Annotated in this window: 12 protein-coding genes; 9 read left to right on the top strand and 3 right to left on the bottom strand. The window is 69.5% G+C overall.

Going from position 1 to position 13,090, the window contains the following annotated elements; translation table 11 throughout:
* Positions 1-27: 27 nt before the first annotated feature.
* From ACFXJL_RS10625 to ACFXJL_RS10615, 3 genes are all read right to left on the bottom strand, one after another.
* On the bottom strand, positions 28-285 hold the full coding sequence (locus tag ACFXJL_RS10625) for a hypothetical protein (RefSeq protein WP_383543419.1): 258 nt from the start codon (positions 283-285) through the stop codon (positions 28-30).
* Complete coding sequence (locus ACFXJL_RS10620) at positions 282-860, bottom strand: hypothetical protein (RefSeq protein WP_384691053.1); 579 nt, start codon at positions 858-860, stop codon at positions 282-284. Before ACFXJL_RS10620 ends, ACFXJL_RS10625 begins: the two co-directional genes overlap by 4 nt.
* A gap of 185 nt (positions 861-1,045) precedes the next feature.
* Positions 1,046-2,101, bottom strand: a complete 1,056-nt coding sequence (locus ACFXJL_RS10615) for an aldo/keto reductase (protein ID WP_384639152.1) — start codon at positions 2,099-2,101, stop codon at positions 1,046-1,048.
* 166 nt (positions 2,102-2,267) lie between these two features.
* Between ACFXJL_RS10615 and ACFXJL_RS10610 the strand changes: the two genes are divergently transcribed.
* The 9 genes from ACFXJL_RS10610 to ACFXJL_RS10570 all read left to right on the top strand — a co-directional run bounded on the left by ACFXJL_RS10610 (position 2,268) and on the right by ACFXJL_RS10570 (position 12,996).
* Positions 2,268-3,452 carry an aromatic ring-hydroxylating dioxygenase subunit alpha gene (locus ACFXJL_RS10610; protein WP_384691050.1) on the top strand — a complete coding sequence of 395 codons (1,185 nt, stop codon included), beginning with the start codon at positions 2,268-2,270 and terminating at the stop codon, positions 3,450-3,452.
* Between the two features lie 88 nt (positions 3,453-3,540).
* On the top strand, positions 3,541-4,005 hold the full coding sequence (locus tag ACFXJL_RS10605) for a VOC family protein (RefSeq protein ID WP_358881769.1): 465 nt from the start codon (positions 3,541-3,543) through the stop codon (positions 4,003-4,005).
* Positions 4,002-4,430, top strand: coding sequence for an ester cyclase (locus tag ACFXJL_RS10600; RefSeq protein WP_384691047.1), 429 nt, complete (start codon positions 4,002-4,004; stop codon positions 4,428-4,430). Before ACFXJL_RS10605 ends, ACFXJL_RS10600 begins: the two co-directional genes overlap by 4 nt.
* Before the next feature lie 85 nt (positions 4,431-4,515).
* Positions 4,516-5,289, top strand: coding sequence for a hypothetical protein (locus ACFXJL_RS10595; protein WP_329018423.1), 774 nt, complete (start codon positions 4,516-4,518; stop codon positions 5,287-5,289).
* A 501-nt stretch (positions 5,290-5,790) separates the two neighbouring features.
* Positions 5,791-7,653: a 2-oxoacid:acceptor oxidoreductase subunit alpha gene (locus tag ACFXJL_RS10590; protein ID WP_358881767.1), complete on the top strand. Its 1,863-nt coding sequence runs from the start codon at positions 5,791-5,793 to the stop codon at positions 7,651-7,653.
* Positions 7,646-8,737 (top strand): 2-oxoacid:ferredoxin oxidoreductase subunit beta, encoded by a 1,092-nt coding sequence (locus tag ACFXJL_RS10585; RefSeq protein ID WP_384691044.1) that lies wholly within the window; start codon positions 7,646-7,648, stop codon positions 8,735-8,737. Before ACFXJL_RS10590 ends, ACFXJL_RS10585 begins: the two co-directional genes overlap by 8 nt.
* A 115-nt stretch (positions 8,738-8,852) precedes the next feature.
* Complete coding sequence (gene fdxA / locus ACFXJL_RS10580) at positions 8,853-9,167, top strand: ferredoxin (RefSeq protein ID WP_329018431.1); 315 nt, start codon at positions 8,853-8,855, stop codon at positions 9,165-9,167.
* Between the two features lie 134 nt (positions 9,168-9,301).
* Positions 9,302-11,410, top strand: a complete 2,109-nt coding sequence (locus tag ACFXJL_RS10575; RefSeq protein ID WP_358881764.1) for a hydantoinase/oxoprolinase family protein — start codon at positions 9,302-9,304, stop codon at positions 11,408-11,410.
* Entirely contained in the window at positions 11,407-12,996 is a 1,590-nt protein-coding gene (locus ACFXJL_RS10570; protein ID WP_384691041.1) for a hydantoinase B/oxoprolinase family protein, read from the top strand. Before ACFXJL_RS10575 ends, ACFXJL_RS10570 begins: the two co-directional genes overlap by 4 nt.
* Positions 12,997-13,090: the final 94 nt, after the last annotated feature.

Genomic DNA, 13,090 nt, shown 5'->3' with positions numbered 1-13,090 from the left:
CGCGGGTCCGGGGAATCCGGCCCCACGTCAGCCGTGAATGATCTTGACGGCGGTGACCACCAGAGAAGGCGATCCTCCGATGTAGTAGCGGACGATCGCACCCGCCACCGTCGCATGACGCCGGGCCGGCTCCTGCCCCGGTACTGCTGGTCTTGAGCCGTGCCCATAGGGATCGTTGCCCAAGGTGGACGCCATCGCGGCATCGAATCTGGCACGAAAGGTCGCAGGCATCTGATTGCGGACCTTCTCCGCCTCGCCCGCGTACTGAATGCGGTAGCGAGTCATGCGCCCTCAGCCCCTCGGCTGCCGGCAATGGCATCCTCCGCGGCTTTCAGCTCGGCGATCAGAGCGTCTTCCTCCGCAAGGTCCTCCGGCGGATACCCCCAGCGCAGTGCGGTGTAGGTCAATTCGTGCCCCGGAGTGCCGGCGATCTCGGCCTCGAACTCCGCGGTCTTGTCGTCGTCCAGGACAGCACGGATGCCCTCGATCGTCGCCGGGAACGTCTTCGATCCGACGGGGAAACCCGTTGACCACACCGGGGGCGCGACTTCACCCGCTGCTTCGTCCAGCGGTGGATGTGTCGGGGTGACCGGCTCCCCATCTCCGTCCAGAACACCGGTGAAGTCGCCGCTCCTGAGCCGGCCGACGACCTCCGGGTCCGTGTCCTCGGCGCCCGCCGGCAGGGCCCAGCCGAGGATCACATACACGAGGTGCTTGGCCGGGGTCCGGGCGATCTCGGCATCGAACTCCGCCAGCCGCCCCGACTCCACTACGGCGCGAACCCCCTCGATGCTCGAAGGGACCTCCACCCGTCCCCCGGCCAGGGGAATGCTCCAGACCGGCCCTGTACACACCGTCATGCCTCGATCCCTGCGGATAGCCACTCGGAGTGCACGAGCGTAGAACCGGTCCGGACGGCACGGCGCGACACCGAGCCGACGCAACACGATCGGGCGACATCACCGGGTGGGCGTCACGGACGTGTTGCCCCGGCTCCCCGCCGCAGCGGGCGGACCATCAGGGACACACCCCAGACGCCCCCAGCTCACCCCTCCCCCAGCGCCCTCGCGTGGTCGCGCCTGCGCAGTGACGGGTCGGTCAGTGCGGGCGGGGCGTACGGCGCGTCGGCCGGGTTCACATCGGTGCCCGGGGCTACCAGGGCGTCCAGCCGGTCCATCACATCCGGTCCGAGGCGTACCCCGGCCGCTCCCAGCTGGCCCGTCAGCTGCTCCATGGTCCGCGGGCCGATGATCGCGGAGCTGACCGCCGGGTGCGCGAGCACAAAGCCGATCGCCAGCTCGATCATGGTGTGACCGGACTCGTCCGCGAGGGCCGCGATCTCCTCGACCAGGGCGTACTTCCGATCCCTTACCGCTTCCTGGGCGTGGTCGAAGTGCTCCGCGTTGCGCACGGCACGGGAGTCGGCGGGAGCCTTGGTGCCCGCGCGGTACTTGCCGGTGAGCCAGCCGCCGTTGAGGGGGCTGTACACCATCACGCCCAGGTCGTAGCGCTGGCAGACGGGCAGCGTGCCCGCCTCGGCGTGCCGGGCCAGCGCCGAGTACGCCAGCTGCTCGACGGTGAAGCGCTCCCGGCCACGGCGCTCTGCCATCCACTGGCCTGCGGTGATCTGTTCCGCGGTGAAGGCGGATGAGCCGATGGCCCGGACCTTTCCGGCCCGGATCAGATCGGTCAGGGCGCTGAGGGTCTCGTCGAGGTCGGTGCCGGGGTCCGGTCGGTGCAGCTGGTAGAGGTCGATGTGGTCGGTGCCGAGTCGGCGCAGGCTGTCCTCCACGGCCCGGACGATCCAGCGCCGGGACGCACCGCGGGTGAGGGGGTCGTCATGGTTCATGTGCTCGCCGAACTTGGTGGCCAGCACCACGGAGTCCCGCCGGCCCTTGAGGGCGCGGCCGAGGATCTCCTCCGTCTCTCCGAAGGCGTACACGTCCGCGGTGTCGATGAAGTTGACTCCCGCGTCGAGGGCTGCGTGGATCATGTCCACGCACGCGTCGTGATCCTGATTGCCCCACGCCCCGAACATCATCGTGCCGAGGGCGAGGCGACTGACGCGCAGGCCCGTTCCGCCGAGGTTCACATAGTCCATCGCCCGAGACTTGCACGCCCGCCCTGGTGCACCGATGTGGCCGGGGGGCAGCGCGGGGGGCCGATGTTCGTGCCTCAAGCACATATCGTCCCCGTACGGCACCGACCTACCTTCGAGCACATCGCAAAGCAACGAAGGTGTTGGGGAGGAAGCCGTGCTGGACCGGATGAACGCTTCGGAACTCGCCCTGCACGAGGGGGTGGTCGCCGAGGCCCGCGCCGCCAAGGGCCGCGAGAGCGACGGACTCGTCGAGTCGCCGCTTCCCAGCGACATGCTCCAGCCCTGGGAGGTGTGGAGCCAGGAACTGTTCGATCTGGAGATGATCCGGGTCTTCGGCCGCTCCTGGGTCTGGCTCGGGGACACCGAGGACCTCGTCAAGCCCGGCGACTTCATCACCGGCAAGATCGGTGTGCAGTCAGTGCTGATCGTCAAGCAGCGCGACGGCTCGGTCAAGGGATTCCTGAACAACTGCCGGCACCGTGCGTCGGGCGTGGCCTTCGACCCGGCCGGCAACTGCGGCAAGGCGTTCGCCTGCCCGTACCACGCGTGGACGTACGGCCTGGACGGCAAGCTGCTGTCCATCCCGGACAAGGAGCGGATGTACGGCGCCGACTTCCCGATGCAGAGCTACGGGCTGGTGCCGATCCGGGTGCACATCGCGTTCGACAAGTTGGTGTTCGCCTGTCTGTCCCACAAGGCGCCCTCCTTCGATGAGTGGATCGCGCCGCTGCTGCCTCGGTACGAGGCGTACAAGATCGGGAACTACCACCGCTACCACCGTGAGCTCGACGAGACGTTCGACATGAACTGGAAGGTCTTCGTCGAGAACTCCAACGACGACTACCACGTCCGCTTCGTGCACCGTCGGCTCAACAAGGTGCGCAAGCAGATGGACACCATCGTGCGCTTCGAGGGGCGCACCACCAGCGGCTACAAGCCCCACAGCGAGAACTTCGACCTCTCGCTGGGCCGCACCGACCTGGACGAGGACGATCTGCGCGGCAGTTACGCGGAGTTCATCTATCCGAACCTCACCCCGCTGCCCTACGCGTCCCAGTTGATCATGGTGCGGGCCGATCCGATCGCCCCGGACAAGACGCGCCTGGTCTCCCGGATCTACGGGCTGACCGAGGACGTCGAGCTCCAGGAGCGCGAGTTGGTCAATCTGGAGCTGACCAACAAGGAGGACACCGACATGGTGACCGTCCTGATGGAGAACCTCCGGTCGCCCTTCTACCGCGTCGGCCCCTCCAGCACCTGGGAGGGTCGGGCCCGGCACATGATGAGGCAGATCCGTGAAGACGTGGCCACACCGCTCGCGCCGGATGAGTTCGACGGCCCGATCGACTGAACAGCGCCACGCCGCCAGGACGCCACGACGGCACGACCGATCGCCGGATCGGCTGAACGCCGACGATTCGTAGGAGAGGAGAGCATCCGTGCTCGACAAGAAGCTCACTGAGGCCCGTTGGACCCATATCGCGCTGCCGACCAGCGACCTGGAAGCGGCGGTGGAGTTCTACACCTCCTTCACCCCGCTGGTCGTCGTCGCACGGCACAGCGACAACGACGGCGCCAACGCCTGGCTGTCCAACGCGGGACAGGTGGAGACCCCGTTCGTGCTGGTCCTGGTCGGGTTCAACAAGGACAAGGGCAAGAAGCAGCCGCAGCTTTCCCCCTTCGCCCACCTCGGCATGGAGGTGCCGAACCGGGAGGACGTCGACAACACGGCGGCACGGGCCCGCGAGGCGGGTTGTCTCCACTGGGAGCCGATGGAGCTGCCCCCGCCGGTCGGCTACATCTGTGCCCTGACCGACCCCGACGGCAATGTCGTCGAGATCTCCCACAACCAGCAGGTCTTCGAGGAGGTCCGCACCCTGTGGGGTGCTGACGCGGAGCAGTGAGCGCCGTCGCGGACCTGGAGTCCATCACCAGGACGGCGGTGGCGAGATTCGTGGCAGCGCTCAACAGCGGGGACCCCGACCGGATCGCCGACCTGGTGACCGAGGACTTCCACAATGAGCACACCTCGTCGCTGGGCAAGAGCCTTCACGGCAGAGCGGCCTACCGACAGCGGCTGGCCGGCTTCCTCGAAGAGTTCCAGAACCTGCGGTACGAGACCGAAGACCTCCTGGTCGACGGGGACAGGGCGGCGCTCGCCTATCGGATGACGTTCGTCTGGACCGGCGCCAGTCACCGTCCTGAGATCAACGTCCGGGGCTTGTTCCGGTTCCGGGTCGAGGACGGCAAGATCGCGCACCGCATCGACTACTGGGACAGCGGCACCTTCCACCAGCAGACCACCGCGCAGCGACGGTGGCCCCGATGACCACCGCACCTGCGGCACGGCAGATGGACCGGCCTTCGGCGCCGGTACTCGAACCGCAGAGCAGTCAGCGATGAAAGGAAGCACTGTGCAGACGTTCTCGGCCCTCGGAGGGGGCAAGCTCCGGCGGATGCGCCGGATGTTCGCGGCGGACGGGCGGGCGGTCTTCGTCGCCATCGACCACGCCGCGTACATGGGTGAGGGCCCGCCGCTGGGCGAGCCGATGAACCAGATCGCGGCTGGCAGGCCGGACGCGGTGCTCGCCACGTGGCACCTGGCCCGCGCCTACGCGGACACCTTCGCCTCGGCCGGCCTGGTGCTGCGCGTCGACGGTGGCTCATCCGAACTCGGCGACATGCCGCAGAGCGATGTCAACGACATCATGCACCTGCCCGAGCAGGCGCTGCGGATCGGTGCGGACTGTCTGGTGGTGCTCGCGTTCCCCGGCGCCCCCGACGAGGATCTGTCGCTGAAGCGGCTGGCGCGGCTCACCTCGGAGTGCGAGCAGCTCGGTCTGCCCGTGATGGCCGAGATGATCCCCGGCGGCTGGGGTCGTGCGGTGCCGTGGACCACGCAGAACGTGGCCAGGGCCGCCCGCATCGGCGCCGAACTGGGTGCGGACATCATCAAGACCGTGTGCCCGGGTCCGCCCGAGGAGTTCGCCGAGGTCGTCGCGGCGTGCCCGGTGCCGGTGGTGGCGCTCGGCGGGCCGAAGGCCGAGAGCGAGGACGAGGTGGTGGCGCTGGCCAAGGGCGTGGTGGAGGCGGGCGGCGCTGGTGTCGCCTTCGGCCGCAACGTCTGGGGCTCTGCGCAGCCGGAGAAGCTGGTGACGCGACTGCGGGACGCGGTCCACGGCAGCTGAGACCGGCCCGTCCAGGCCGGGGGTTCCCGGCCCTTGAACCGGCCGTCCCCCGGGGCTCCGCACACCGCACGTGCGACCCGGGGGTCGGCCCCCAACTCCTCATCTGAACCGCGGCATTGCGGATGGCCCGCCCTCGGGCCGCCGCCCTGGCCCACAAGGTCACCCGGTGCCGTTTCGGCTTCTGCGGCCCTCCCGCCCGGGCCACACGGCGTGCGACCTCGGCGACCACGCTCCGGGGTGAGCCCTCCCCCGGATCCGCCCGGCCTCGATTCCGTATCCGCATCCGTATCCGCATCCGCAATCGATTCGGGTCCGCCCTGCCACCAGGGACCGCGCCCCCGCGGACCGCCCCGTGCACCGACCGCGCCAAGGGCGCGTTCACCACCCGCAACGACCCGTTCCAGCAGCACGACCCGCGAGTCGCCCCCTGACCCGCCCGGGGAGCCGGCGTCTTCCCCGACCGTCTTCCCGAGCCCGTCCCTGCGATCAGGAGTCGCGATCATGTCCAAGCAGGTCCTTGCCGTCCCCTCCGTGGTGATCCGGTTCGCCGGAGACTCCGGCGACGGTATCCAGCTCACCGGCGACCGGTTCACCGCGCAGACGGCGACCTTCGGCAACGACCTGGCGACCCTTCCCGACTTCCCCGCCGAGATCCGCGCCCCTCAGGGCACCCTGCCCGGTGTCTCGGCGTTCCAGCTGCACTTCGCGGACCACTCGGTCGCCACTCCGGGGGACAGCGCCGACGTGCTGATCGCGATGAACCCGGCAGCGCTCAAGGCCAATGTCGGCCATTTGCGGCCAGCGGCGCAGATCATCGCGGACTCCGACCAGTTCACCGGACGCAATCTGACGAAGGCCGGGTACGCGGCGAACCCGTTGGAGGACGGCTCGCTGGAGGGCTTCACCGTCCAGCCGGTGCCGCTGACCACGCTGACCGTCGGGGCGCTCAAGGACTCGGGGCTGAGCCGCAAGGACGCCGAGCGGGCGAAGAACATGTTCGCGCTCGGGCTGCTCTCCTGGATGTACCAGCGCCCCACCGAGGGCACCATCGCCCATCTGACGTCGAAGTTCGCGAAGAAGCCCGCCATCATGCGGGCCAACATCGCCGCCTTCCACGCCGGTTGGAACTTCGGTGAGACGACCGAGGCGTTCGCCGTCTCCTACGAGATCGCCCCGGCGCCCTCGCCCTCGGGTGTGTACCGCAACATCACCGGCAATCTGGCCCTGTCCTACGGGCTGGTCGCCGGAGCCCGACAGGCCGGGCTGCCCCTGTTCCTCGGCTCGTACCCGATCACTCCGGCCTCCGACATCCTCCATGAGCTCAGCCGGCACAAGAACTTCGGAGTGACCACCTTCCAGGCGGAGGACGAGATCGCCGCGGTCAGTGCCGCGCTCGGTGCCTCCTTCGGCGGGTCGATCGGGGTGACGACGACCTCCGGACCCGGTATCGCGCTCAAGGCCGAGGCCATCGGGTTGGCCGTCACCCTGGAACTGCCGCTGATCGTGGTGGACATCCAACGCGGCGGCCCCTCCACCGGACTGCCCACCAAGACCGAACAGGCCGATCTGCTCCAGGTCCTGCACGGCCGCAACGGCGAGTCGCCGCTGCCGGTGGTCTCGGCGAGTTCACCGGCCGACTGCTTCGACGCCTGCATCGAGGCCGTGCGGATCGCCCTGAAGTACCGCACACCGGTCGTGCTGCTCTCCGACGGGTATCTCGCCAACGGCTCCGAGCCCTGGCGGATACCCCACTCGTCGACGCTGCCCGACCTCCGGGTGGAGTTCGCGACCGGCCCCAACGGGACGGCAGCCGACGGCAGCCCGCGCTTCCTGCCCTACCTCCGCGACCCCGAGACCCTCGCCCGCCCCTGGGCCGTGCCGGGCACGCCCGGGCTCGAACACCGCATCGGCGGGCTGGAGAAGGCCGACGGCACCGGGGACATCTCGTACGACGCCGACAACCACGAGTTCATGGTCCGCACCCGACAGGCCAAGATCGACGGCATCGCCCGCGAGCTGCCGCCGACCGTCGTGGACGATCCGGACGGTGACGCCCGGGTGCTGGTCATCGGCTGGGGCTCCACCGCGGGCCCGATCGCCGCGGCCTGTGCGGAGGTGCGGGCCGCGGGCGGTTCGGTCGCCCGGGCCCATCTGCGGCACCTCAACCCCTTCCCGGCCGATCTCGGTGAGGTCCTCGCGGCCTACGACCGCGTCCTCATCCCCGAGATGAACCTGGGCCAACTCGCGCTCCTGATCCGCGGTCGCTACCTCGTCGACGCCATCTCGCACACCCAGGTGCGCGGCACCCCGTTCAAGGCCGGCGATCTGCGGACCGCCATCGAGAAGGTGATCTCCGATGTCTGAAAGCCTGCTCTCCGCTCCGGTGGCGAACCCCGCGCGGGTGCCCCTGCCCCTGATCGCCACCTCGGCCGGGGTCGCGACCAAGCAGACCGCGAAGGACTTCCGCTCAGGCGAGGAGGTGCGCTGGTGCCCGGGCTGCGGTGACTACGCCATCCTCGCCGCCGTTCAGGGCTTCCTCCCCGAACTCGGGCTGCGCCGCGAGAACATCGTCTTCGTCTCCGGGATCGGCTGCTCCTCCCGCTTCCCGTACTACATGAACACCTACGGGATGCACTCCATCCACGGGCGGGCGCCGGCGATCGCCACCGGGCTCTCGGTCTCCCGGCCCGATCTGTCGGTGTGGGTCGTCACCGGTGACGGCGACGCCCTCTCCATCGGCGGCAACCACCTCATCCATGCCCTGCGCCGCAACGTCAACCTCAGGATCCTGCTGTTCAACAACCGGATCTACGGGCTCACCAAGGGCCAGTACAGCCCCACCAGCGAACCGGGGAAGATCACCAAGTCCACGCCGATGGGCTCGCTGGACACCCCGTTCAACCCGGTGAGCCTGGCGGTGGGCGCCGGCGCGGGCTTCGTCGCCCGTACCGTCGACTCCGACCGCAAGCACCTCACGTCGGTCCTGCGCGCAGCCGCCGAGTACGAGGGCACGGCCCTGGTCGAGATCTACCAGAACTGCAACATCTTCAACGACGGCGCGTTCGAGGTGCTCAAGAACCCGGCCACCCGCGACGACCACCTCCTGCGCCTGGAACAGGGGCAGCCGCTGCGGTACGGGGCCGAAGGCGAGCGCACCATCGTGCGGGACGCGGCGGGATCACTGCGCCCGATCGATCCGGCCGCCGTGCACGGCGTCCCGGCCGACGAGGTCGTTCACGATGCCCACGCCGACGACCCGGCCATCGCCTTCTCCCTCTCCCGACTGCCGGAGAACGGCGGGCCCACCCCGATCGGCGTCTTCCGCTCGGTGTCCCGGCCCTCGTACGACCGACAGGTCGCCGAGCAGTTGCAGCGGGCGGCCGATGCCTCGGGCCCCGGCGACCTGGACGCGCTGTTGGCCGGCCGCGACCACTGGACCGTCGCATGACCGCCTTCCTCCGGACGCCCGCCCGCCATCGCCAGACCGCCCGTCATTCCCTGACTGCCCGTCATCGTCTGACCGCCGGTCCCACCCCTCATCGCAACAGGCCCGGGAGGTGCCCATGACCTATGTGATCGGTACGAACTGTGTCGACGTCAAAGACCGCACCTGTATCGCCGAGTGCCCCGTGGACTGCATCTATGAGGGTGAACGGATGCTCTACATCCACCCGGACGAGTGCGTCGACTGCGGAGCCTGCGAGCCGGTGTGCCCGGTGGAGGCCATCTACCCCGCCGACAGCCTGCCCACCGAATGGCTCTGGCACCTGGATGCGGCGACCGCGGTGACCGCGGGCCGCGAGGACGAGCCCGAGGCCGGGCCGGTGGACGACCACCCGGACGTGACGGCGCTCCCGGCGCGCACCGAAGCGGCCTGAAGCCATGGCCGCCCACCCGATCCCTCGTCCCCCTGACCGCACCGCCCCGCAGCACGGTCCCGCACATCGGGGCGTGCACCGCGCAATCGGCGCCCGTACACCCGTCATCACCCCAACCAGAGAAGAGGCCAGACGTGACTGATTGGCGCCTTGCCGTGGACATCGGCGGCACCTTCACCGATGTCGTCCTGCTGGATGCAGAAACCGGCCGTGTCGTTGTCGAGAAGACGCTCACCACCCCGTCCGCGCCCCTCGGTGGCGTTCGCACCGGTGTGCTCTCCGCGCTGGACAAGGCCGGGATCTCTCCCGGTGACATCATCCGCCCCATCGTCCATGCCACCACCCTCATCACCAACGCCCTGATCGAGGGCAAGACCGGGCGCGCGGCGCTGGTCACCACCGACGGCTTCGGTGACACGCTGGAGATCCGCAGCGAGCACCGCTACGACATGTACGACCTCCAGATCGAGTTCCCGGCCCCGCCGATCCCCCGCGACCTGGTCTTCGAGATCAACGAGCGGACCACGGCGGACGGTTCGGTCCGCACCCGCCCCACCGAGGCCGGTCTGGACGCGCTCGCCGAGGAACTGCGTCAGCACGACGTGGAAGCGGTCGCGGTCTGTCTCCTCAACTCGTACGCCAACGCGGAGAACGAGCGGCTCGTCACCGAGGGCCTCGCCAAACGGCTCGGCGTCCCGGTGTGCGCCTCGCACGAGGTGACCCCGCAGATCCGTGAGTACCCGCGGATGATCACCACGGTCTGCAACGCGGCCACCATGCCCGTCATCGGCCCCTACCTCCAGGAACTCCAGGAGTGGCTGACCGCCACCGGTTTCGGCGCCTCGGTGCTGATGATGCTCTCCAACGGTGGTGTGGTCTCCGCCGACGACGCCCGCAAGGTGCCGATCCGGCTCGTCGAGTCCGGTCCGGCGGCCGGTGCGCTGGCCGGTGTCTGGTACGCACAGCGGCTCGGTGAGGAGCGGCTGTTCTGCTTCGACATGGGCGGCACGACCGCGAAGTCCTGTCTGATCGAGCACTACCAGCCCGAGTTGACCAACGAGTTCGAGGTCGCCCGCGTCTACCGGTTCAAGAAGGGCTCCGGCTACCCCTGCTCGATCCCGTCGGTGGACCTGGTCGAGATCGGCGCGGGCGGCGGCAGCCTCGCCCGGGTCGACGACCTCGGTCTGCTCAAGGCGGGCCCGGACTCCGCGGGCGCCGACCCCGGCCCGGTCAGCTACGCCCGCGGCGGCACCATCCCGGCGACCACCGACGCGGACCTGGTGATGGGTCTGCTGGACCCGGCGTACTTCCTCGGCGGCGAAATGCCGCTCGACCTGGAGCGGGCGCGCGGCGCGTTCGCCCCGCTCGGCGAGAAGCTGGGCGCCAGCAGCGATGACACCGCGGTCGGCGTCTACGAGGTGATCAACCAGAACATGGCCGCGTCCGCCCGGATGCACGCCGTGGAGCGCGGGATCGACCTGCGCGGAGTGGCGCTGATCGCCTTCGGCGGCGCGGGCCCCGTGCACGCCTGCGGTGTGGCGACGCTCCTGGAAGCACCCCGGGTGATCTTCCCCGTGAACGCGAGCGTGCTCTCCGCGTTCGGCACCCTGGTCAGCCCCGTCCGCATCGACCTGGCCCGGAGCATGGTGCGTTCCCTGGACGGTCAGGTCGCGGCCGATCGTGATCTGCTGCTTGAGGACATGCGCCAGGAAGGACGGCGCATCCTGGCGGCGGCCGGAGCCGCGGCGGAGGACGTGAAGTACCGCTACGGCCTGGACGCCCGGTACGAGGGCCAGGGCAATGAGATCACCCTGTGGGTCGGCGAGGGCTCGTCCTGGCCCGCGACCCTGGACGAGACGCTGGAGCTGTTCCACAGCGAGTACGAGAAGATCTACGGCCTGCGGATTCCCGATGTCGGGGTCGAGGTCGTGACCTGGCGGGTCGCCGCCTGGTCGGACGCACCCGGCTTCGAGGTGCCGGCCGTCGCCGCCGGCAGCGGGAACCCGGTGCCCAACCGTCACCGCGACGCCCGTTTCCGCCGCGGTGAGGACGCCGTGTCCGTGCCCGTCTACCGCCGTGCCGAACTCGGCGCCGGTGACCGCTTCGACGGTCCCGCCCTGGTCGAGGAGCGGGAGACCACCTCGGTCATCCCCGGCGGCTGGAGCTGCGAGGTCGCACCCGACGGTTCGATCGTCGCCACGGCAGTCACCGCCACCGCCACCGCCAAGGAGGACTCCAAGTGACCCGTACCTTCGATGCGATCGAGCTGGAAGTCCTGTGGGGCTCGCTCATCGCCACCGTCAACGAGCAGGCCAAGGCGCTCCAACGGTCCGCGTTCAGCCCCATCGTGCGCGAGGCGGGCGACCTCGCGAACGCACTGTTCGACCGGCGCGGTCGCATGGTCGCCCAGGCCGTCACCGGTACGCCGGGACACATCAACTCGCTCGCCATCGCCTGCAAGAACATCCTCGACCGCCACCCCGTGGACTCGCTGGAGCCCGGCGACGTACTGATCACCAACGACCCATACCAGACGGCCGGGCAGCTGCTCGACGTCACTGTGCTGGTGCCGGTGTGGCGCGGCGGCCGGGTGATCGCGTTCTTCGGCTCGACGATCCACCACACCGACGTCGGCGGGTACGGCATCGGCGCGGGTGCCCGCGATGTGTTCGAAGAGGGCCTGTGGATTCCGATCAGCAAGCTGACGACGGCCAACGGGCGCAACGAGCCGGTGTGGGACTTCATCCTCGCCAATGTCCGCCAGCCCACCCATATGGCCGGTGACCTGCACGCCCAGATGGCATCGGGCGAGGTCGGCGCGGGACGCTTGCAGTCCCTGCTCGACTCCTACGACCTCGACGACATCGAGGAGCTCGCCGACGAGGTGATCCGCCGCTCGGAGGACGCCACCCGCCGTGCGATCCGCGAGCTGCCCGGTGGCACCTACCGCGCATCGTCGATCCTGGACCTGGCGGACGGCTCGGAGATCACCATCAATGTGGCGGTGACGATCGACTCGGTGAAGGGCGAGATCCTCGTCGACTACGCCGGTTCGTCGGGCCCGAGCCCGTTCGGCATCAACGTGGTGAAGAACTACACCCACGCGTACACGACGTTCACCCTGCGCAGCCTGCTCAACCCGGAGGTCCCCAACAACGCCGGCTCGCTGGGGCCGATCCTGGTGGAGGCGCCGGAGGGCAGCATCGTCAACGCGGTGGCACCGTCTCCGTGCACCGCACGGCATGTGGTGGGCATGTTCCTGCCGATGCCGCTGCTCCAGGCGATGTCGCAGGCGCTGCCGGATGCCGTGATGGCAGAGGGTTCGGCGGCCGTGTGGACGATGCAGGTCAGCGGGCACGACGCGGAGGGCAAGCCGTTCATCACGGCCATGTTCACCTACGCGGGCGGAGTCGGCGCCCGGGCGACCAAGCCCGGTCTGTCCACCACCTCGTACCCGACGGGTGTGTCGGCCGTACCGCTGGAGGTCGTGGAGGCGTCCGCGCCGATCCGCTTCCTGCGCAAGGAGTTGCGCCGGGGCTCCGGTGGCAAGGGCGCCCAGGTGGGCGGGATGGGCCAGACCATCGAGTTCACCGTCGACTCCCCGTCGCCGTGGGTGCTGAACGCGGTGACCAGCCGACTCGCCCGCGGTCCACTGGGTGTCTTCGGCGGTGGCGCCGGCGCGACCGGCCGCTTCCTGGTGAACGGTGAGCCCGTCCGCACCCAGGCCCGCATCACGCTCCAGCCGGGCGACATCGTACGGCTGGAACTGCCGGGCGGCGGTGGCTACGGCGAGCCGGTCGCAGCGGAGATCGAGTCGGTCCCGGTCTGATCGGTCCCGGTCTGATCGGCCACGGTCTGATCGGCCACGGTCTCATCGGCCACGGCAGGTCGTCCCCGACCGAGCCGAACCCGTCCGGGTGGGA

This window comes from Streptomyces sp. NPDC059256 (assembly GCF_042753785.1).
Lineage (GTDB): Bacteria > Actinomycetota > Actinomycetes > Streptomycetales > Streptomycetaceae > Streptomyces.
The sequence above is the reverse complement of the archived record's forward strand: the minus strand, read 5'-3'. Positions and strand labels throughout refer to the sequence as shown.

Coding starts and splice junctions, on each gene's coding strand:
- fdxA (WP_329018431.1), top strand. CDS start 8,853: ATGACCTATGTGATCGGTACGAACTGTGTCGACGTCAAAGACCGCACC.
- ACFXJL_RS10610 (WP_384691050.1), top strand. CDS start 2,268: ATGAACGCTTCGGAACTCGCCCTGCACGAGGGGGTGGTCGCCGAGGCC.
- ACFXJL_RS10620 (WP_384691053.1), bottom strand. CDS start 860: ATGACGGTGTGTACAGGGCCGGTCTGGAGCATTCCCCTGGCCGGGGGA.
- ACFXJL_RS10585 (WP_384691044.1), top strand. CDS start 7,646: ATGTCTGAAAGCCTGCTCTCCGCTCCGGTGGCGAACCCCGCGCGGGTG.
- ACFXJL_RS10625 (WP_383543419.1), bottom strand. CDS start 285: ATGACTCGCTACCGCATTCAGTACGCGGGCGAGGCGGAGAAGGTCCGC.
- ACFXJL_RS10615 (WP_384639152.1), bottom strand. CDS start 2,101: ATGGACTATGTGAACCTCGGCGGAACGGGCCTGCGCGTCAGTCGCCTC.
- ACFXJL_RS10590 (WP_358881767.1), top strand. CDS start 5,791: ATGTCCAAGCAGGTCCTTGCCGTCCCCTCCGTGGTGATCCGGTTCGCC.